Source organism: Fluviicola sp. (genome assembly GCF_030151805.1).
Taxonomy (GTDB): domain Bacteria; phylum Bacteroidota; class Bacteroidia; order Flavobacteriales_D; family Crocinitomicaceae; genus Fluviicola.
In genome coordinates this window covers 1-21,678 of the sequence record NZ_JASLCN010000029.1, presented here as the reverse complement: position 1 = coordinate 21,678, position 21,678 = coordinate 1, and the positions used below count along the sequence as shown (strand labels likewise).

The following is a 21,678-nucleotide window of genomic DNA, read 5'->3' as shown; positions in this document are numbered from 1 at the left end:
CTATAAAAAAGTGTTTTCTACTTGGAATCTTCTGTTAAAAGAGTGTAATTTTGAGAAAACTACAAATAAAATAAGCACAATGCTAAAATATCTTTTAATGCTGGGCATGTTTTTGTCGCTTTCCAAAGCATTAAACGCTCAGATCAGTGAAGGAGGAAGCCCGATTGGTCTGAAGAAGATTTCCACAACTGATCATGCTCCATTCCAATATGTTCCAACTACTTATCAGTTGGCGAAACCGAATATTGCTTCAGCAAAAAATGAAGACCTGATAAACGATTCAAGACGTGCTTACCGTGTTGGTTTAAACATTCCCGTTTCGATCACGATGTCTAATTCCGGATCCTGGACTTTACTTCCTGACGGTACGAAAGTCTGGAGGCTCATTATTGCCAGCAGAGATGCACAAGCTTTGGGACTTTACTTTTCAGAAGCGGTTCAGATTCCTGCAGGAGGACAACTGTTTGCATACAATGCAAACGGTCGGCAGATTTTGGGAGCATATACTTCCGCAACAGATGATTTTCAAGCCATGGAAATGGTTCAGGGAGATCGGTTATACCTGGAATACAGTGCGCCCGCATGGGTTCAGGAACTTCCGGTTTTTACTGTCAATGAAGTCGTTTACTTCTACAGAGGTGTAGAAGACCATGTCAATACATTTGCCGGAGACAATACGCTGGAAAAAGCAGAAAGCTGCCAGGTCGACGTGGCATGTTCGGAAGGAAGTGCCTGGACAGATCAGATCAGATCTGTGGTTCATTATACGTTCAATGACGGAACCGGAACGTATGTTTGTTCCGCTGCAACAATCAATAACACTGCAACTAATTGCAAACCTTATATTCTGACAGCCTGGCATTGCGGAGAACGTGTTGCAGGGCAATCAATTTCTACCTGGGTTTGGTACTGGAATTATCAGAAAACTTCCTGTGCACCCGGAACAGCAAATTACAATGATCCTTCCAAAGGAAGTAAAACCATGACGGGTGGAACGGTTCGCGCTTCATCGGGAAACGGAACGTTGAACAATCCTCCGGGAACCTATGAGGTTGCAGGATCGGATTTTTACCTGGTCGAATTGAGTTCACAACCACCAGCTTCCTATAATGTTTATTATGCCGGCTGGAGCAGATCCAACGCTGCTTCCGCCAGTGGTGTGGGTATTCATCATCCGGCAGGAAGCGCAAAGAAAATTTCTACTTACACGCAAAGCTTAGCTGGCGCAACGTATAATGGCGGAGCTTCCAATGCGCACTGGAGAGTTTTCTGGGCTGCCACGGCAAACGGACACGGAGTTACTGAAGGCGGATCTTCCGGATCTCCTATTTTCAATTCCAACGGATTGATTGTTGGTCAGCTTTCCGGTGGGTCTTCCGCTTGTGTCGCTAATGGAGCAGGGACGGGAACCGGGCCGGACAAAAACGACTTGTACGGGAAATTCTATTCCGATTGGGATCAAAACGGGACAACTGCCAATGCCCAATTAAAACCCTGGCTGGATCCGAACAATACCGGAGTTACTTCCCTTGCAGGAACAGCTTCTCCGTGTGCAGTAACACCCAATCCACCGGTAGCGCAATTCGTAGCAAATCCAACAACTTTAAGCATCGGCGGAACGACTCAGTTTACGAATCAATCTACCGGAAGTCCAACAAGCTGGAGCTGGGTGATTACTCCTGCCAGCGGCTGGACATTTGCCGGAGGAACCACTGCTGCTTCTCAAAATCCACAGGTTACTTTTACCGTTGCCGGATCTTACACCGTGCAGCTCACAGTTTCAAATTCTGCCGGTTCGGATATAGAGTTGAAAACCAACTATATTTTGGTAACATCCGCTACTTCTCCATGCGCAGCAACTTCTGTCAGTTGTGATGAGTTTATTCAAAAGGTTGTGTTGGAATCCATCAACAATGAAACGGGCTGTACCAATTACACCAGCTATAATTTAAGTGCCACATTAACCAAAGGCGAACAATACAACATTGCGATTATTCCCCAGATTACAGGTCAAAGTCCCGGGACTGCTTTTGTCGGAGACGAAATTGCCGCATGGATTGATTTCAACGGGGACTTTGATTTTGACGATGCGGGAGAACGAATCGCTTTCGTTTCCATTACCGGAGGAAATTCACTTGTTTTCTATTTCACTGTTCCTTCAACTGCCGTTACAGGAGTTGTTAAAATGCGGGTTCGCATCGTTTTCAATCCGGAACAAGGAGGAGAAGGTCCGATTATGCCATGCGGAACGACCAATTTCGGAGAAGTAGAAGATTACAACATTTTACTTATGAATCCTTTGGGATTGGATCAGAGTTACCTGGAAACAATCGCTATTTATCCGAATCCCGCAACCGACGAGGTGAAAGTAAATCTTGCAGGACTTGATAACGGAAGCATCTCCATTGAATTACTTGATATGACAGGTAAAGTACTCCAGGTTCAGAATAAGATTATGAATCCGGAAGGTATTTTTGATTTGACGCCTTTGGCAAAAGGAAGTTATCAGCTTCGGATTACCGACGGAGTTGTTCAACGAATTGCACGAATTGTAAAATTATAGATTGAAAAAACCAAGGGTTATAGTCAGCGTTATCAATGACTTGAACACGGATCAGCGCGTTCATAAAATTTGTTCATTCATCGAAAAACAAGGCTATGATGTTTTGCTGGTCGGTCGTTTGCTTCGATCCAGTCAAAAAATGGAAGAGCGAAGTTATCAAACCCGGCGCTTCCGGATGTTTTTCGAAAAAGGAGCATTGTTTTATGCCTGGTTCAATTTCCGTCTGTTTTGGTTTTTACTTTTTCACCGATCTTCCATTCTGGTAGCAAATGATTTGGATACGCTTTTGCCGAATTACCTTGTTTCGAAGATCAAACGGAAGAAACTCATTTACGATTCACACGAATATTTTACGGAAGTTCCGGAGCTGATCAGCAGACCAAAAGTGAAAGCCGTTTGGGAACGAATTGAGCGTTTTATCTTTCCGAAACTTCAGTTTGTGAGCACTGTCAATAATTCCATTGCGCAAAAATACAAGGAGAAATACGGACTGACGCTGAAAGTTGTACGCAATGTTTCTCCTCTCTGGAAACCGTCTGTTGTAAAAACCAAACAGGAACTCGGGATTCCGGAAGGAAAATCTGTTTTGATTATGCAGGGAGCCGGATTGAATGTTGACCGCGGAGTGGAAGAAGCAATCCGCATGATGCCTTTCCTGAAAAATGCTGTTTTGATCGTTGTGGGCGACGGTGATATGATTCCCACAATGAAAGAATTGGTTTCCTCTGAAAAATGGAATGATCTCGTTCTTTTCTTCGGAAAACGGCCTTACCAGGAACTGCTGCAATTTACTCAACAGGCAGATCTGGGTTTAAGTTTCGACCAACCAACCAATCCCAATTATTTGTTTTCCCTCCCGAATAAAGTATTCGATTACATCCACACATCCACTCCGATCCTTTGCTCGAATGTCGTAGAAGTTTCGAAACTGGTGCGGAAATACCAGGTCGGCGAAGTGATTAATGACTTTGAGCCCCAATCGTTAGCACAGCAAGTACAGCAGATTTTAGACAATCCTTCTTTGATGGAGGAATGGAAAGCAAACTGTATTCTCGCCGCCGAAAAGGAAAATTGGGAAGCGGAAGTGCAGCAATTAGATACATTCTATCCGAAAATTCATGCGTAAACAACTCCATATCGTTTCCTTTGATGTTCCGTTTCCTCCGGATTACGGCGGTGTTCTGGATGTGTATCTTCGCGCAAAAGCCTTAAAGCAAGCAGGCTATTCTGTCATTCTTCATTGTTATGAATACGGTCGTGGGAGAAATCATGACTTTTCAGAAATCGCGGATGAAATTCATTATTACGATCGGAAAACCGGGTTAAAATCTTTACTTTCCCGTTTACCCTATATTGTAAAAAGCAGAAATTCCACGGAGCTTTTGAGCAGGCTTCTTGCAGATAATGCTCCGATTCTTTTGGAAGGTCAGCACAATACATTCTGGGCAAGCGAACTGCTGAAACACCAGCGCAGCTTTGCAATCCGGATGCACAATGTGGAATGGCAGTATTACGATGACCTGGCGAAAAGTGCCAAAACGTATTCCGAACGCTTGTTCTTCGGAATGGAAGCGCGAAAACTCAAACGACAGGAACTCACATTAAAGAAAATTCCGGTTTTGTGTATTTCCGAAAGCGATCAAAACTATTATAACAACTTAGGTTTTCATGCTGTTTATCTTCCTGTAACCATTCATCCCGATTTGGTGCTTGAACCTGTTGAAGGAAAACGATTCGCCTTGTTTCATGGAAATTTATCCGTAGCAGAAAACATCGAAGCCATTCACGCACTCCTCGCGGAAAACAAGCGAAAACGGCTGGAAATTCCAGTCGTGATTGCGGGGAAAAACCCGGACAAACAGCTTCTTTCAAAAATACAGAACGAAGGCTGGGAATGTATTGCAAATCCAAGTGATTCCGGATTGGATGATTTGCTTCGCAGTTGTTCCGTTCACCTGTTGATCGGCTTTAAAACTGCCGGTATAAAACTGAAAGTGATTCGTGCTTTACTGAGTGGGAAGCCTTGTATTGCTACTGAAGAAATGCTTGGAAACCCAACGTTCGAAAAATACTGTGAGCTTTGGAATCCGTCGCTTCCACTGGCGGAAAAATTAGAGGAAATTCGGGTTCCGGGTGAACAAGAGATTCGGGAACGACTGAGTGAGCTGGAGGCTGTGTTCGGAATTGAAAAGCTGGAAGCCGTTTTTCGTGAAATTGGCTTATCGAAATAGTGCAGGGGATTTCCCAAAAACCCAATTTCCCAATATTGGGACGGAGCTCAAAATCAATAACTTACAAAGATTAATCAAACAAAGGCTGGAACGGATCGAAGCGATGCATCGTATCCAATGTTTTCAATTCGCGGTTCTCCACTTTGAACACTTTTCCCGGAAATTTTTCGATCAACGACATATCATGCGTCGCCATAATGACTGCTGCTTTCTCTTCTTTGGCAACAGCTATCATCAGGTGCATAATTTCAGTAGATGTTTCCGGATCCAGGTTTCCGGTTGGTTCATCGGCAATAATGACTTTCGGATGATTGATCAGAGCACGTGCAATGGCAACCCGTTGTTGTTCTCCACCCGACAAACGATGTGGCTGCACGCCTTCCTTTCCTTCCAATCCGACCATCGACAAAACCGTGCGGATTCGCTGATCCATTTCGCGCTTGTCTTTCCAGCCGGTTGCTTTCATTACGAAACGCAAATTATCCGCAATCGAACGATCGGACAACAATTGGAAATCCTGAAAAACAACTCCCAATTTGCGGCGCAATCCCGGAATTTGTTTCTTAGAAAGCGATTTCAGGTCAAAATCAACTACCGATCCCAAGCCATCGCTCAATTCCAATTCTCCGTAAAGCACTTTCAACAAACTACTTTTTCCCGACCCGGTTTTCCCGATCAAAAAAACCAATTCATCCCGTTCTACCTCGAAATTGATGTTTTCAAGAACCGTTTGACCCAATTGGTCAATTCGTCCGTTTTGAATGCGAATAACTTTCTCCACCTCATTGAGTTTATAGCTGTAAATTTCAGGATTCCAATCCATGAAATCAAAGTGTAACGAGATTTTATCTTAACACTTATACGTTTAAAACTTTTAAACGCGCTTCCCCTATCTCCCTCAGGTACTGCTTAATTTTACTATCTTAAAATAGTTGTAATGCGTTTTATTTTTTTCATTCTTTTACTCGTTGCAAGCTCTTCTGCATGGTCCCAGGCAAGTGAGAAGTACCATTCTCCTTTAAGCGGATTCTACCGGGCAGAAGATTTGTTTGAGAAAGAACAATACAGTGCCGCACGCAAGGAATTCCGTCTTTTTATCACTGATTACAAAGGTTCCAAAAACGATTCCTATTACATCAAAGCACTTTATTACGAAGGATTATCCGCATTGGAACTGTTCAATAACGATGCAATTGATCTGTTGGAAAGCTTCAACCGGGAATATCCGGAAAGTATTTACAGAAGCAATATTCTTTTCCAGATCGGGCGTTATTACTACCAAAAGAAAGATTACAAAAAATCCATTCAATACTTCAAGCAACTCAGCAGATCTTCTGTTGATAAGGAAAACCAGGAGGAATACTACTTCAAACTGGGTTATGCTTATTTCGACGAGAAAAACTATCCGGAATCCAAACTGGCGTTCTTCGAGGTCAAAGATTCAAGCAGTCAGTACGGTGCGCCGAGTTTGTACTATTACTCGCACATTTGCTATCTGGACAGTTCTTACCAAACGGCTTTGGAAGGATTTGAAAAATTATTGATCGACAACCGTTTCAACCGCGTTGTTCCGTATTACATTACGCAGATCTATTACATTCAGCATAAATACCAGGAAGTTGTTGATTTCGCTCCAAGTAAAGTAGACAGCTTAAAGCCTGCCGAACAAGTGGAAATCAGCCACATTATCGGGGACAGTTATTTCCATCTCGAAAAATACGACGAGGCTTTGCCTTACCTGGAACTCTACAATTCGAAGTCGAACACCACACGCGATGACGATTATGCACTTGCACTCGCTTATTCCAGAACCTCCAATTGCACCAAAGCCGTAAAATATTTCGACCGTGTGGCGCGTGAAAAAGACGTATTGGGTCAGATCGCGCTTTACCATGCCGGTGAATGTTACACGAACATGGGTGAACTGGTTTATGCACGAACAGCCTTCGAAGCAGCCAGCGAACTCGATCTGGATAAAATGATCCAGGAAGATGCCCTTTACAATTATGCTTTATTGTCTTACAAATTAGACATGAACGCGTATGATGAAGCGGTTGAAGCCTTCAAACTGTATTTGGAAAAATACCCGGATTCCAAACGGAAACCTGTGATCTACCAATATTTGGTGAACGTGTACACTTCAACCAAGAATTATCAGAAAGCATTGGAGTCTTTGGATCAGTTGACCAATAAAGACATCAAGTTAAAATCTGCATATCAATTGATCGCCTTTAACCGAGGGGTGGAATTGTTCCAGAAATCAGAGTATAAAAACGCCATCAAAGCGTTTGAATTGGTAGACAAATACCCGATGAGTCCGGAAGTAAGCGCAAAAGCAATGTACTGGAGCGCCGATGCGGAATTCTATCTGAAAAACTATTCCGAAGCAGTTAAAAAGTATACGCAGTTCATGAGTACATCCGGCTCTCAGTCGAGTGGATTGCGAAACGATGCGCTATACAACAAAGGATATGCTTACCTGGCATTGAAAGAATATCGCAGCGCTCAGGAGGCATTCAGAGAATACCTGAAACAACCGAATTTGACGGATTTGCATAAAAAAGCGGATGCGTATATGCGTTTGGCAGATGAATATTACCGCAACGCACTTGCCGATAATTCGACCAATGCTGCGGCAATCGAAAACTACAAGGCTGCCTACGACCTGAAACAAGGATACGACGACCAAGCTTTGTATTACATGTCGCGTACTTACGGTTTCATGGGGAAAAGAGACAACAAAATCCAAAGTTTGACGGATCTGATCAACAACTATCCGAAATCGCGCTACGTACAACGTTCAATCGAAGAAATTGCACGTACTTACTTCGAAATGGAAAACCTGGATAAATCGGAACGCTATTACAAGCAGGTTATCTCCGATTATCCGAATAGTGCGTTCGTCAAAGAAGCATACCATTATTTGGGAGACATTGCTTTCAAACGATCCAATTTCAACCAGGCGGAAACCTACTACCTGAAGGTTCTGAACGACTTCAACCTCAACGATACGATCTGTGAACGCGAAGTAAGTTCCCTTGCAGATGTTTACCGTGCTCAACGTTTATTAAACAAAATCGAAGCATTGGCCGGAAAATACAGTTGTGCAGATTCCATCGCAACGCAAGTGGAAGACGAATATTACCGTCAGGGATTTGATTTGTATGAGAAATCCGAGTGGGCTGCTTCCATCACGGAATTTGACAAGTATTTGAACAAGTATCCGAAAGGGAAATACTCCCGCGATGCGATGAATCAAAAGGCAGATGCCTTGTACCGCTTGAAGAAAGAATCCGATGCAATTGCAATTTACCAGATCACACTCACCGGTCCGAATGACGATTACACCGAATTGGCTTCTGTCCGAACGGCCAAGTTCCTGTTCAACGGAAATCAGAAAGAAGCTGCTCTTCCGTATTACAAACGCACAGAAGAAGTGAGCTCCAACCCGGAATACCTGAACAATGCACGAATCGGATTGATGCGCTGTCATTTCTTATTGGAAAACTACGCCAATGCAGTTGAGTACGCTCAGAAAGTATTGAGTATTCAGCAAACAACGCAGTTGAAGCTGGAAGCCGAATACATCAAAGGAATTTCGCTTTCGAAAGAAAAACGCTACCCGGAAGCACAACTTTCTTTGGATTATGTAGTGAAAAATGCGACAACCGTTTGGGCGGCAGAATCCAAATTCACTTTGGCAGAGAATGCTTTCGCCCAGGCAGATTATACTAAGACAGAAACGTTAATTCGCGAATTATTGAAAATGAAGCCGGGTTATGATTACTGGATTGCAAAAGGCTTGATTCTTCAAACAAAAGTATTGCTTCAGAAGAAAGATTTGTTCCAGGCTGAAAATACCATCAAATCCGTAAAAGATCATTATCCGGTAAAAGACGACGGCATTCTGCAGGAAGCAGGTGAGTTGTACGATGAAATTATGCAGTTGAAAACACAACCAAAAACGTTGACAAATCCGAGCGATCCTACGGTAATTGAAGTTGACGTAAAAACAGGGAAATAATGAAGAGAAGTAAAAACTGTTTCACACTCATCAGTGCATGCTTAATTGGTTCAACTGTTTTCGGTCAGGGAAATGTGGTAGATATCATCACTACCGGTGACCGTTCTATTGAAACTGCACACCGTCTGAATTCACAGCCGAAAATTCTGGATACTGTTTTCCCGACACCGACAACTTCTTTTCCTTTGCTTTCGATCAATTACGAACCAACTTTCGAGATTCCGAAGATTGAACCTGCAAAAGTGAATTTACAGCAGAAATTGCCACAATTGTACAACGGTTATGCCCGAATCGGGATTGGTTCTTTACTAATGCCTTTGGCAGAATTGTACTACAACAATGGTCGAAGCAGAAAACTGAATTACGGGGTTCACTTGCATCATTTGAGTTCATTCGGGAAAATGAGAAATGTCGCTCCTGCAAACTTCGATCGCACGAATGTACGTGGTTTTGTGGGTGTAAACGAAAAGAAATACAGCTGGGATGTTGAATCGTATTATCGAAACCAGGGCTTGCACTTTTACGGGTTCCCGAATGAAAATGCAAACAAGGACAGCATCGCACAACGTTTCAATACTATCGGTTTAAAGGGTGGATTCCATTCGCACGCAAAAGACAGTTTAGGTTTGAACTGGAAAGTTGGATTGGAATACCGTCACTTCAACGACAAGAAATCAAAAGCGGATTCCCTGAAAGACTGGAACGCGCGTGAAAACTTCTTTGCAATTCGCACAGGTGCAGAATACAAATGGGGAACGGAGATTTTTGCTGCAGATCTGGACATCCTGCACAACTCCTACAAATTCGGTGTGATGAACGACACGATCGGATCTTCTTTGATCGGTTTGGAGAATAAAAACACCATCATCAGTTTACGGCCAAGCATCAGCACGTATTCTAAAAACAGAAAGCTGAAAGCGAAAGTAGGAGTGGATTTAACGGCAAGTCTCGGGCCTAAAAACAAGATTTACCTCTATCCGATCGCCGAAGTGAAATATTCGTTGTTCAATGACATTTTGATTCCGTATGCAGGAGTAACCGGAGGTTTGACACAGCAATCTTTCAAACGATTAACGGACGACAACGAATTCATTCTTTCCAATGTTTCATTGCAAAATGAGCACAAAGCTGCTGACGGATTTATTGGAATCAAAGGAACACTTTCGAAAAGAATCGGGTTCAATGTTTTTGCAAGTTTCTCTCACGTGAAAAACAAAGCCTTGTTTGTGACGGATACAACTGTATACTCCGGCAGAAACCGCTTCAATGTGATTTACGACACGATGAACATCACCAAATTGGAAGGTTCGATTTACTACCAGTTTAAAGAGAAAGTGAAAATCGACGTTATCGGAAGATACTTTTCCTACAATGCACGAAACAATATCTTTGCATGGAACTTACCTCAATTTCAGGTGGTGTTAAGAGGAACTTACAACTTGTATGACAAGTTCATTCTTACGGTTGATGCAAACCTGGAAGGAGGACGGAGAGCACAGGCTTTTGCTCCCGGAAAAGATGTCTTGGAAGAGAACAATCAATATGCTTTGAAACTCGGTTTTCTTGCTGATGCAAACATCAGTTTGGAATACCGTTACAACAAGCGTGTATCCGGATTCATCAATTTGAATAACGTAGCTGCTCAGCGTTACAGACGCTGGTACAATTATCCTACTCAGGGATTCCAGGCGATGGTGGGTGTGACAATCCGTTTCTAAAACCGGCAAAATCCCGTTCAAAAGACGCATAGACATGTATCTATTAGCCCAGTGGTGTCAAGGGATTCCGGTTTATTTTGAAGGATTTATGTCCCCTTGGAATTTGGACAAAAACAGCGTCCTGAATTAATTCTGATTGCTGAACAAATGCTTCCGGTGATTACTTCCCCAGGTAGCCAGCTCAGCAATGATCGGTTCTAAAGTCAAACCATAAGGTGTGATTTTGTATTCCACCGTAATGGGTTTCGTATCGCAAACTGTCCGTGTTATCAACTGATTGATTTCCAATTCCTGTAATTCTTTCGACAACATTTTCGCACCGATTCCCGGAATATTCCGTTTCAATTCCATAAACTTCATCGAATTCTCAAATACCAGTGTTCCGATAATCTGAATTTTCCATTTCCCGGAAAGCAATTCTACGGTATCTCTGATTGCCAACATTCTGCCCGCGCAAGCCGCAGGCTCATGAATCATTTTCTTTTTCATTACCATGATGCAAAAATACGACGTTAACCGACTGATTTTATAATAAGTTTCTTCATGGAAACTAGTTTCCAAAAGGAAATATAGGCAAAAAGTAAACTATTTATCCAATAGCTTTGCCAAAAAAATTCAAACACATGAAAAAGAACACCATTATCTATTGGACAACAACCAGCGTATTTTCAGCCATGATGTTATTCTCAGCGTCCATGTATTTCACTTCCCCGGAAGTTCAGTCAAATTTTATCAAAATGGGTTTCCAGGATGCTTTCCGCATCGAGTTGGGATTGGCAAAAATCCTCGGAGCACTTGTTTTGTTGATTCCGTTTTTCAAAGGATCTATCAAAGAATGGGCTTACGCAGGTTTCGGAATCACCTTAATCTCAGCAAGTATTCTTCACGCTTCTAACGGCGATCCCGTTTCCATGATCGTTTCTCCGATTGTATTTTTGGGAATTCTTTCTGCTTCTCACTTTTTTTGGAAAAAGAAAGTAAACGCAATTACTGTTTAACAGGATATCTGATAAATCTTTGCGCTCTTCATTTCTTTGCGTTTAAAAAAGAGCTTTTGTGTTCAACAACCGTAAAGATGCAGAGGTCGCAAAGGATGTTTAACAAACGGAATAAACTCATTTAGGATCGGATAATTGCACCGTCTTCCATTTCGATGATGCGGTGCGTTTTCTCCGCGAATTCATTGTCGTGCGTTACGATCAGCAGGGATTGACCGAATTCTTCTGCAAGTTCCTTGAAAATATCAAATACGATTTCCGTATTCTTTTTATCCAAGTTTCCCGTTGGCTCATCGCCCATCACAATTAATGGATTATTGATCAAAGCCCTTGCAATCGCTACCCGTTGTTTTTGTCCGCCTGAAAGCTGATTGGGCATTTTCAGGGCTTCATCCTGAATGCCCAAAATTTTCAGCTTTTCGTAGGCATTTTGTTCTACTTCAGCCGAACTGAGCTGACTCAGTTTCAAGCCCGGAAGCATCACATTTTTCAGGACCGAAAACTCGTTGAGCAAATAGTGAAATTGAAAAACGAAGCCGATTTTCGCATTGCGGACACGAGCCAAGTCTCCTTCTTTCTTCCCGCGCATCAGTTGGTCGTCGATGAATAAATCTCCCTGGTAATCCGTATCCATCGTCGACAAAATATAAAGCAAGGTAGATTTTCCACAACCCGATTTTCCTATAATTGACGTAAACTCTCCCCGTTCGATCGTAAAACTGATGTTTTTCAATACCTGGATATCGAACGGATCGTGGAAGAACTTGGAAATCTCTTTTGCCTGCAGAACGGTTGAACTCATCTTATTTTCCTCTAATAATTACAACAGGATCTACTTTACTTGCTTTTCTCGACGGAAAATATCCGGCATAATACGTCGTGATCACCGAAAAAATTCCCCCGATCAGGTAATAGCGCGGATCGTAATTAATCGGATAGGTTTTAACCGTCGGAAGTGCTTCTGTTTTAAATGGAATCTGATCAATCCCGGAAGAAATGAGAAAACCGAAAAAGAGCCCGAATAAACCGCCGAAAACACCGATTGTCAGAGCAATGGTAATGAAAACGCGCTTCACATCTTTTCCGGAAAAACCGGTTGCTTTGAGAATCGCAATCGTATCCATTTTCTCATAAATCATCATGTTCAAAATGTTGTAAATCCCGAAACCGGCAACAATCAGCAAGGTAATTCCGACTGCATACGAAATCAATGTCCGGATAGCTGTTCCCGTTTCGAATTGCGCATTCGCCGTTTGAATGTCGACCGCTTCCACGTCATAAATCTGTTTGTATTCCTTTGCAATCTCCGGAGCCTGCGCCATATCCAGCAATTTCACCTGGATATCTGTGATATAACTATTGCTTTCACCCAGCAATTTCTGCGCTGTAGCCAGTGAAACATAACTCTGAACCTTATCAATATCCTGAATTCCCGATTGAAAATAACCCACCACTTTCAGTTGAACACGTTCCCCTTTGGAAGTCGTGATCTGGATATTATCACCCACATTCGCCAGGATTTTTTCTGCCGCGCCTTTTCCCAGGATAATGCTGTTCGGAACGTTTTTCAAATCCTGGTAATCCCCTTCCACCACATATTCCGAAAAGGCAAACAGGCGATTCTCCTCTACCACGTCAATTCCATTGAGAGCTCCGGTTAAATCAACGGCGCCCACATTGTAGAAAACCTGGACATTCACTTTCGGACTGACTCCCAAAACCCGTGGGTCATCTCTCAATGATTTCATGATCACCGAACTGTTGTGGATATCCAGCAAGTCGTTTTTCGGTTTGACGGAACTAATGAAATTATGACCCTTTCCATTCGTTTCATAATCAATCGGCTGCTTTTCAGAAGGAAGAACTTCCTTGTAAATATGTACATGCGGCGTTCGGTTCAGAATCAATCCGTCCAGCAAATTGTTCAAACCCGTCATAAAACTCAACAACGTAATGAACATCGTAATACTGAACGTGACACCAACTGCCGCAACCAATGTTTGTTTCCAGCGAGCCAGCAATAAGGCTTTTGAAATGCTTATGATCAATCCAAACTTCATTCGGTTTCCAGCTTTATTTCATCAGAAGATTTCAAACCTGAAACAATTTCTACAAATTCAAAATCACGCAATCCGACCGTTACTTTTATTTTTTTTCCATCCGACAAAAGAACCGAATCTCCTTTCAGCAAATACGTTCTTGGAATGGTGAGCACTTTCTTTTTGGATTCCAAAACAATGCTTGCTTCAAATGAAGTGTTCGGGAAAATGCGTTTCGGGGCTTTTGTAAAAACCGCTTCCACTTTAAATGTTTTGGATCGCTCGTTCATCAACGGATTGATCTTATTCACCCTCGCCTCAAAAACTTCTCCTTTGTAACTATCCATCGTAACCAAAACACGCATATTCAGATCAATTTTTGCGATATCGTATTCGTCAACCTGCATTTCCAGGATAAAGCTGTCTGCGGCTCCTACAACTGCCAATGGAATTTGTGGTCCGACCAAATCTCCTTTTTCGATCAAAACGCTGTAAACTCTTCCGTTCATATCGCTTCGGATTTCAAAATCGGAAGCCGATTTGGATGACAAAGCCAGGTTGTTTTTCGCTTGTTTCGCGTTGAAGTTGATTTGTCTTTTCAAATCGTTGTAATGAATCAGCGCATTTGAAAGTGCATTCTGAGAACTTTGATAAGCCAGTTCCCGCTGCTCAAGTTCTACTTTCGAAATCACATTCTGATTGAATAAGTTCAATTGCCGGACATACAACAACGAATCTGTTTTTAGCTTTTCCCGGCACAATTGAATAGCACTTTTTGCCTCGTTCAGTTTTTCCTGGTTTTCACTTTGATCATAAAATGATGCTGAAAGCGCCGCGTTCTCTTCGTTGATTACTTGTGCCCGGTTATCTATCCGGAACAATAATTGTCCCTTGGCGACATAATCTCCGTCATCAATCAAAACCTGCTGAACGGTTCCTGAAACAAGCGGAGTAACCTGGTACTGATTTTTGCTTTTAATCGTTCCGGATGCGTAGATGGAAGATGAAATATCCTGAATCTGAGGATGAATGGTTTCCGTTTTCGAGCCACAGGAAAGCAAAAGTAATGGCAAAGCTGCAAGCAATAGTTTCATCGGTACTGGAACAATAGTTACATGTCCAATGTACGAACTTAATTTGTAAAAACGATGCGCTTTTTATTTTATGCGCTGCCCCAAAATTAGCTGATGATTTTCTATGGAAAGAATGTAATTCCTAAGGTTGTTCAAAAGGTTTAAAACAATTGAAAATGGAGAATGTAAAAGTGAAAAAGTTATTCCATCAAAATCATTTGAAGAAAAAAATCCTAAGCCTGTTGAAGGATGAACATTTGAACTTCTTAAGAAGATTCTAAATCAAACATGTTCGGATTGCCTGCAAAAGGCGTTATTTCAAAACCCAGGGAGCAATTCCCAACGATTTCAATTTTGGTTCAAGCTGTTTGAACTGAGCGGCGCTTCCGGCAGTAACACGGATTTTTCCGTCTTTCTCCACAATTTGACCTGAAATTCCGTTAGAAGACAATAATTGGATCAACTCTTCCGCGTTTTTTTTGCTTGAGTAACTTCCAACGATGATTTGTCCTCCGCCAGGTGTTGATGAACTAAGCGTCGGAGTTTTGGGTTGTTCGATGGGTTTCGGCGTTTCTTTCACCGGAGCAGAAATGGCTTTCTCAATGACTTTTTCCTCCGGAACAACTACGGTTTTTTTCTTATTCAATGAAACCGGAACGTAGGTATCCTCATCCATTTCGTAAGAAAACGTTTCTACATTTTTCGGTAAGTTCTCTAGTTGCTTTTTGCTTTTACGTTCTGAAAAACGGTAGCTCGATTCAGGAGCCTTGTACGTTCCCGGTTTACCGGAATGGAACGGGTTAAAATCAGCAAGAGAAATAACCCCGGATTCCAACACATCTGTTTTTACCGGAATCCAGAAAGAATAAAACGCGATCGGCAATAAAGCTGCTGCTGCAACATATCTCCAGGTTGTGGATCTCTTTTTAGCAGCAAGCGCCGGATGAGCAATTGCTTCTTCACGAACAACTTCTAAAACCGGAATAATCGGTTCTTCCATCAAAATAAAAGAAGGTTCCGAGCTCGGAACAACTTGTTTTTCTTCCATTTCCACCGCTTTCACCATGTGCATTACTGACTGGCGCGATTCTTTTGCCTGAGCATCCGAAACGGAAACAAAGTGCACGGAACTCAATCCGAATGATTCGAGTAACAGATTGTAGAAACGATCCTGTTCAAAACACAGGTTTCGCTCCTGATCGTAGAACAAATTCCCAACACGGTCAATCGTGATTCTGCCACCCATCTGAAGTTTCGCTTCCCATTCCTGGATGTGCGCCTGAACTTCCTGAGCAGCTTCCGAATAACTCAATGAATTCGCTTGTGATAATGCCGCGATCAATAATCCGTCATTGTTGATCAATTGCTTATTAAACAACACGGATTTTTTCGGCGGAACAATGACTCCTTTCGCCGAATCTATTTTTGCAGACATACGCTGTGCAACGAACCCTCCGAAAGAAGGAACAATGACACAATTGTGCTGCAATAATAAATCTCCTATAAGCTGTTCAAAAGTCAACATACCACAAAGTTACGAAAATCAATTTTGTTATACGAACGAACAGGAAAAGAGTTGCGAAAATGCCGAATTTTACTTATATTTATATATAAATAAAAAATCACCTTTATGAAACACCTTTATCTCTTCGCTTTCGCGATGCTGACCGTTATTGGTTTGAACCAAAGTTCGGCACAAAACATTATCAAAACAAATGCCAGTGGCGTCGGTATCTGTGACGGAACTGCCTTTAACACTTTCCATGATTGGTGGAGTGATAGTGGCTGGACCTGGAGTTGGTACCGGGATTCTATCCAAATTGCCGGAGCTGACTCTATTATTACCAACCTGTGTACCGGAAATTATTCCATGGTTGCAAACTCAATGGGAGTGCCCTTCTATGTTGAAACATTCACTATCACAGATCCGTGTTCTGATTTTGTACACAATGTCTACTACACTAATTCCATTCCTGACAGTTGTACCGGGTTGATCTCGTCGTATTCGTTTGGAGGACATCCACCGTATGCTTACAGCTGGTCGACCGGAGACAGCACTGCATTTATCGAGAATTTATGTCCAGGAGATTACACGATCACGGCTACGGATTCACTCGGATGTATTCAAACCCGCACGATCACTATTGAATATGAATATTTGAATGCCACACTTTGGATTGATAGTGGCTATTATGCCAATTGTTCCGGGCAAGCTTCCATTACTCCATATGGTGGAACACCACCCTATTCCATTCTTTGGAATACCGGTGACACAACAGATCACATTCAGTATTTATGTGACGGAACTTATTCTGTAACTGTGGTAGACGCAACCAATGATTCTTTAAACTATTCCTTTACTATCCAGGTGCAAGAACCTCGACCTCTCGCTGCAGATTCCTGGATTTACGATGATTACGATTCGACTTGCTCCGGCCAGGCATCCGTTAATCCAACCGGTGGAACAAAGCCTTATTCCATCCATTGGAGCACAGGAGATTCATCTTATTATGCTTATAACTTATGCACAGGGACTTACTACGCAACCATCGTAGATGCTCTTAATGATTCAATAACTATTACTATTAACGTTGGTCCGATTCCTGAACCACTTGCTGCCGATTTCTGGTCGCATGACAATTCTTACTTTTATAATTCCCCGCAATGTTCCGGAATAGCGTACGTTCGTCCGCGCGGTGGAACTCCTCCTTATTCCATTCTTTGGGATACCTATGATACGACCGAGGATGTTGGATATTTGTGCATCGGAAACCACTCTGTGACTGTTGTAGATGCTGCAAATGATTCTTTGTACTTTACCTTTACAATTCAGAAACCTTTTGCTACTACATACTGGACTTCCAACAATGCCAACGATTGTAACGGTGCTGCAGCTGTGTATCCATATGGCGGAACACCTCCCTATTCTATTCATTGGAATACTGGAGATACAACCGAATTTATTGATAGTTTATGCCCGGGTACATATACCGCATATGTTACTGATGCAACAAACACTGACACGATGTTTACCGCTTTTACTTTGACCGATTCATCTGTTATTTATGGTAGAGACAATTCACCTTCCATTTCAGACCTGTCAGTAAGCGAAAATCCGTTGGAATCTGTTTCGATCTATCCGAATCCTTTTACGGATGTAATCAAAATTGACAATCAAAACGGTGCTGTTCAATCTATGAAACTGACGGATTTGAACGGACGAATCATTGGAGAAAGGACTGATTTAAATTCGGGAGTAATTGATTTTGACGGATTAGAGTCTATCGGATCAGGAACCTACTTTTTGATCCTTTCGGGAGAAAAGCATTCCAAAACTTATAAACTGATTAAATAAAACTGTTCAAAGGGCTGAACAATTCAGTTTGAACTCTTGAACGGATTTAGTTTCTTTATCAGGAAGAAAAATCAAATCACCAAAACTCTCATACAAAAGAGCCAAATTTTAAGATCATATTCGCTAAAACCCTGTTCGTCAGCTGACGGATGGGGTTTTATTTTTTCCGGAGTGCCGAAAGTTTTACCCCTTCTACTGAAAGAACAACATAGATGTAAAACACAATCAACAAATTATTAGCAACAAACTTGATGAGTGTGTGATCCCCGTAAGGAATTTTAGTTGCAAGGAAGTAAATCAGGATACTCAAGCCCAGGTACAGGAAAAATTTGCGCAGGTTATATTTGATCGGGAAATGTTTTTGCCCCCAAATATAAGATACAACCATTTGAAATGCATACACGATCATGGTAGCCCAGGCGCTCGCTACGTAACCGTATTTCGGAATGAACAGGTAATTGATCGCAATGGTCAAAACCGCACCCATAATGGAAATATAAGCTCCGTACTTTGTTTGATTGGTGAGCTTATACCAAATACTTTGATTGAAGTAAATTCCCAGGAACACGTTTGCCAACAAAAGGATTGGTACAATTTTCAAACCTTCCCAAAAGACCTTACTTGTAATGAAATACTTGAAAATGTCCAGATTCAGGGATACCCCCAAAAAGACAACGCATACAATTGCAACGAAATAGTTCATCAGTTTGATGTACAGTTTATTCCGGTCCTGGTTTTTCATCTGATTGAAAAAGAAGGGCTCCGCAGCATAGCGATAAGCCTGGAGTAGAATGGTTACCAGCATCGCCAATTTGTAACACGCACTGTAAATTCCGATTTCAGCATCAGCCATTTTAGCTGTAAATCCATTTGCCGGATCGTACAGCATTTGCTTCAGCATAATCCGGTCGATTACTTCATTGATGATTCCGGCAAAACCCGCAATTACAATCGGGATAGCATATACCAGCATTTTTTTCAGCAGCGGAATATCGAGTTTCAAACGGATTTCCTTGAAATCATTCCGTAGAAAGAGCGGTTTGACCAAACTGGAAATCACGTTTGCAATCAGAATGTAAAACACTCCGTTGGTCGGTTCTTTCGGATCCACAAAAAGCAGCAATAATGCTACATTGAGGAAGATATTCACTCCGATTGAAGAAAATTGAATGATCGCAAATTGCCTGGCTTTTTCTTCTGCCCTTAATTTGGCAAGCGGCAAGCTCGACATCGCATCAATCACCACAATTGCACCCATGAGAATAATGTATTCAGGATGATCATTGAAGAGTAATGCATCTGCAATGTTCCTGTCCCAGAAGAACACCCCGAGAAAGAAAATCACGTTCAGCAAAACAACTGTTAGAAAGCCATTTTGAAAAACCTGTTTCTTATTATCACTGTCCTGAATGAAACGGAAATAGGTTGTTTCCATTCCGAAAGTCAGCAAGATCATTAAAAATGCTACAAAGGCATACAATTGAGACACCACGCCATATTCTTCCGGATGTTTTTGAAAAACTGAAGTATAAAGCGGCACCAATAAATAATTCAGGGTTCTCCCCAAAATGGTGGATAACCCATAAACAGCTGTTTGCCCAAGTAGTTTTTTAAGTGGATTCAATTATCCTCTGAAATTTGGTTTTCTTTTTTCAATAAACGCCCCCGTTCCTTCTTTGAAATCAGCTGTACCGAAACATAAACCGAATTGCTCCACTTCCGCATCAAATCCTGCCTGACCGCCTTTGGAATACAATGCATTCACCGCACGAATTGCAGAAGCAATAGCCGTTCCGGAATTTTTCAAAATCTTGTTTGCCAATTCATTTGCTAAGTCCAATAATTCTTCCGGAGCACATACGTGATTTACCAATCCCCAGGATTTTGCTTCGTCCGCAGAGATCATTCCTGCTGTGAAAATCATTTCGTTCGCTTTTCCGCGACCCACCAATTGTGCCAAACGCTGCGTTCCTCCATAACCCGGAATTACACCCAAAGAAACCTCAGGAAGTCCCATTTTTGCATTGCTGGAAGCAATCCGAATGTGAGAGGCCATCGCCAATTCCAATCCGCCGCCAAGTGCAAATCCGTTGACGGCAGCAATGACCGGAGTGGTCATATTTTCGATAAATGAGAATAGAATATTTTGTCCCTCTGCAGCCAGGTCACGACCTTGCTCTACTGAAAAATCGGCAAATTCCTTGATATCTGCACCTGCCACAAACGCTTTTTCTCCCGATCCGGTAAGAATCACCACTCCTGTTGCAGCATCGTTGTTTGCTTCATTCAATGCATGATTTAATTCCGAAATGGTTTGTTTGTTTAATGCATTTAATTGGTTTGGTCGGTTGATGGTGATTGTTTGGATGTGCCCGTTTTGAGACACGAGGATATTTTCGTACGCCATTTTAAAAGTCTTTCTGTAAAGTTATTGACTTATTTCCGAAGTTGTTACTTTTTGATGTAATTCCGCAATATTACGTCCGGAATTAACTTTGCTTGAAAATCTGACCTACAACTTCTTCCATCATTTCAAAAGCATGCGGATTTAAATAATAGTAATGCTCATTCGTAAAATCATCGTATCGTTCAAATATTAATTTCGAATCGAGAAATTCCTTAACATGTTGGCTAACTGTTGACTTAGAAAGCTTCGTTAAGTGAATCAAGTCCCTGCTTTTAGCTCGAAAACAGATGTTCAGGTATTCAAGAATTGCTATTCTGGCAGGATGCCCCATCGCATCAGATAATTGTGCATATCTCAATTGATATGGACGGTACTGTTCTTTTTTTGTTGACCCCATTTTTACTCGTTTCTTATTTAATTTAAGAAAAAAGTTCGTTTCAATCAATAGCAAAAAAGAAAAAGTTGGACGTAATATTGCGGAATTACGTCCGGAATGAGATCATTACCTCTTCCGAAGTTTCTTATACAACTTGATTCCCAACATCAATGAAATCCCCACTCCAAAAAACCCAATCACGCCGCCCAGCCAGCCTAAACTCGTTTTCATGATGACCAGAAAAACGATCGAAACCAGCAACAATGTGGCAACTTCGTTCCAAATACGTAAATGTCCGGAAGTCCACCTGGAAGACTTTGACTTCAGGCGATTCATGATTCCCTGGCAGATAAAATGATAAACAAGCAGAATTCCGACAAACGTCAACTTAATATGCATCCACGGCATTTTAAGCAAACCAGAATTTGCTACGAGCATCAGCGTTCCGAAAATTACTGTTAGAATCATTGCTGGAGTGGTGATGATGTACCACAAGCGATTTTGCATGACATCAAATTGTTCCTGAAGAATGCGCTTTTCTTCATCCGGCCGCGTATTTGCTTCCGTGTGATAGATAAACAAGCGAACCATATAGAACAATCCTGCAAACCAGCTAACTACAAAAACAATGTGCAGCGCTTTCCAGACAGTATAATTTTCAAGCAAAAAATTCATCCCCGCAAAGTTAAAAAGAAACGGGAACACAAATTGCGTTCCCGTTTTCAAAATCAGTTATGTTGTGATTATACTTTCATTCCTTTAACAACACGATCTTTTCGTTTTGTTTTTTGAAGTTTTTTCAAGCGAACCTGCAAGAAAGAACTACTTCCTCCGGAAGCAACCGTATAAGTTTCGTTTCCATATTCTATTGTTCCACCGTTGCTTTTCCAATCT

17 protein-coding genes are annotated in these 21,678 nt (G+C 41.8%); 7 read left to right on the top strand and 10 right to left on the bottom strand.

Annotated features, from left to right (window positions below):
* Nucleotides 1-79: 79 nt before the first annotated feature.
* From Q1V93_RS01110 to Q1V93_RS01100, 3 genes are read left to right on the top strand one after another with little or no spacing between them, the layout of a single operon-like run.
* Complete coding sequence (locus Q1V93_RS01110) at nt 80-2,563, top strand: GEVED domain-containing protein (protein ID WP_300660307.1); 2,484 nt, start codon at nt 80-82, stop codon at nt 2,561-2,563.
* Nucleotide 2,564: 1 nt separating this feature from the next.
* Complete coding sequence (locus tag Q1V93_RS01105; RefSeq protein ID WP_300660304.1) at nt 2,565-3,689, top strand: glycosyltransferase; 1,125 nt, start codon at nt 2,565-2,567, stop codon at nt 3,687-3,689.
* On the top strand, nt 3,682-4,794 hold the full coding sequence (locus tag Q1V93_RS01100) for a glycosyltransferase (protein WP_300660302.1): 1,113 nt from the start codon (nt 3,682-3,684) through the stop codon (nt 4,792-4,794). Before Q1V93_RS01105 ends, Q1V93_RS01100 begins: the two co-directional genes overlap by 8 nt.
* A gap of 70 nt (nt 4,795-4,864) precedes the next feature.
* On the opposite strand, the gene Q1V93_RS01095 is transcribed toward Q1V93_RS01100, so the two are convergent.
* Nucleotides 4,865-5,617, bottom strand: a complete 753-nt coding sequence (locus tag Q1V93_RS01095; RefSeq protein WP_300660299.1) for an ATP-binding cassette domain-containing protein — start codon at nt 5,615-5,617, stop codon at nt 4,865-4,867.
* A 114-nt stretch (nt 5,618-5,731) separates the two neighbouring features.
* On the opposite strand from Q1V93_RS01095, the gene Q1V93_RS01090 reads away from it, so the two are divergent.
* Nucleotides 5,732-8,818 (top strand): tetratricopeptide repeat protein, encoded by a 3,087-nt coding sequence (locus Q1V93_RS01090; RefSeq protein WP_300660297.1) that lies wholly within the window; start codon nt 5,732-5,734, stop codon nt 8,816-8,818.
* Entirely contained in the window at nt 8,818-10,536 is a 1,719-nt protein-coding gene (locus Q1V93_RS01085) for a hypothetical protein (protein WP_300660294.1), read from the top strand. The genes Q1V93_RS01090 and Q1V93_RS01085 overlap by 1 nt, the downstream gene beginning before the upstream one ends.
* Before the next feature lie 126 nt (nt 10,537-10,662).
* Here the strand turns inward: Q1V93_RS01085 and Q1V93_RS01080 are convergent, their stop codons facing one another.
* On the bottom strand, nt 10,663-11,025 hold the full coding sequence (locus Q1V93_RS01080; RefSeq protein WP_300660291.1) for a helix-turn-helix domain-containing protein: 363 nt from the start codon (nt 11,023-11,025) through the stop codon (nt 10,663-10,665).
* A 134-nt stretch (nt 11,026-11,159) separates the two neighbouring features.
* Here Q1V93_RS01080 and Q1V93_RS01075 point away from each other — a divergent pair, with 134 nt between their 5' ends.
* Nucleotides 11,160-11,534 (top strand): DoxX family protein, encoded by a 375-nt coding sequence (locus Q1V93_RS01075; protein WP_300660288.1) that lies wholly within the window; start codon nt 11,160-11,162, stop codon nt 11,532-11,534.
* Between the two features lie 121 nt (nt 11,535-11,655).
* On the opposite strand, the gene Q1V93_RS01070 is transcribed toward Q1V93_RS01075, so the two are convergent.
* From Q1V93_RS01070 to Q1V93_RS01055, 4 genes are all read right to left on the bottom strand, one after another.
* Nucleotides 11,656-12,336, bottom strand: coding sequence for an ABC transporter ATP-binding protein (locus Q1V93_RS01070; RefSeq protein ID WP_300660285.1), 681 nt, complete (start codon nt 12,334-12,336; stop codon nt 11,656-11,658).
* A gap of 1 nt (nt 12,337) precedes the next feature.
* Nucleotides 12,338-13,594: an FtsX-like permease family protein gene (locus tag Q1V93_RS01065; protein WP_300660282.1), complete on the bottom strand. Its 1,257-nt coding sequence runs from the start codon at nt 13,592-13,594 to the stop codon at nt 12,338-12,340.
* A complete protein-coding gene (locus Q1V93_RS01060) occupies nt 13,591-14,667 on the bottom strand; it encodes an efflux RND transporter periplasmic adaptor subunit (protein ID WP_300660279.1) in 1,077 nt (358 codons plus the stop codon). Before Q1V93_RS01060 ends, Q1V93_RS01065 begins: the two co-directional genes overlap by 4 nt.
* Nucleotides 14,668-14,959: 292 nt before the next feature.
* Nucleotides 14,960-16,171, bottom strand: coding sequence for an SPOR domain-containing protein (locus Q1V93_RS01055; RefSeq protein ID WP_300660276.1), 1,212 nt, complete (start codon nt 16,169-16,171; stop codon nt 14,960-14,962).
* Nucleotides 16,172-16,276: 105 nt separating this feature from the next.
* On the opposite strand from Q1V93_RS01055, the gene Q1V93_RS01050 reads away from it, so the two are divergent.
* On the top strand, nt 16,277-18,001 hold the full coding sequence (locus Q1V93_RS01050; protein ID WP_300660273.1) for a T9SS type A sorting domain-containing protein: 1,725 nt from the start codon (nt 16,277-16,279) through the stop codon (nt 17,999-18,001).
* 157 nt (nt 18,002-18,158) lie between these two features.
* On the opposite strand, the gene Q1V93_RS01045 is transcribed toward Q1V93_RS01050, so the two are convergent.
* The 4 genes from Q1V93_RS01045 to hemJ form a co-directional block, all read right to left on the bottom strand.
* On the bottom strand, nt 18,159-19,625 hold the full coding sequence (locus tag Q1V93_RS01045) for an oligosaccharide flippase family protein (RefSeq protein ID WP_300660270.1): 1,467 nt from the start codon (nt 19,623-19,625) through the stop codon (nt 18,159-18,161).
* Nucleotides 19,626-20,408, bottom strand: coding sequence for an enoyl-CoA hydratase-related protein (locus tag Q1V93_RS01040; RefSeq protein ID WP_300660268.1), 783 nt, complete (start codon nt 20,406-20,408; stop codon nt 19,626-19,628).
* An 82-nt stretch (nt 20,409-20,490) separates the two neighbouring features.
* A complete protein-coding gene (locus Q1V93_RS01035; protein ID WP_300660266.1) occupies nt 20,491-20,805 on the bottom strand; it encodes a winged helix-turn-helix domain-containing protein in 315 nt (104 codons plus the stop codon).
* A 105-nt stretch (nt 20,806-20,910) separates the two neighbouring features.
* Nucleotides 20,911-21,459, bottom strand: coding sequence for a protoporphyrinogen oxidase HemJ (gene hemJ / locus Q1V93_RS01030; RefSeq protein ID WP_300660264.1), 549 nt, complete (start codon nt 21,457-21,459; stop codon nt 20,911-20,913).
* Nucleotides 21,460-21,678 lie beyond the last annotated feature (219 nt).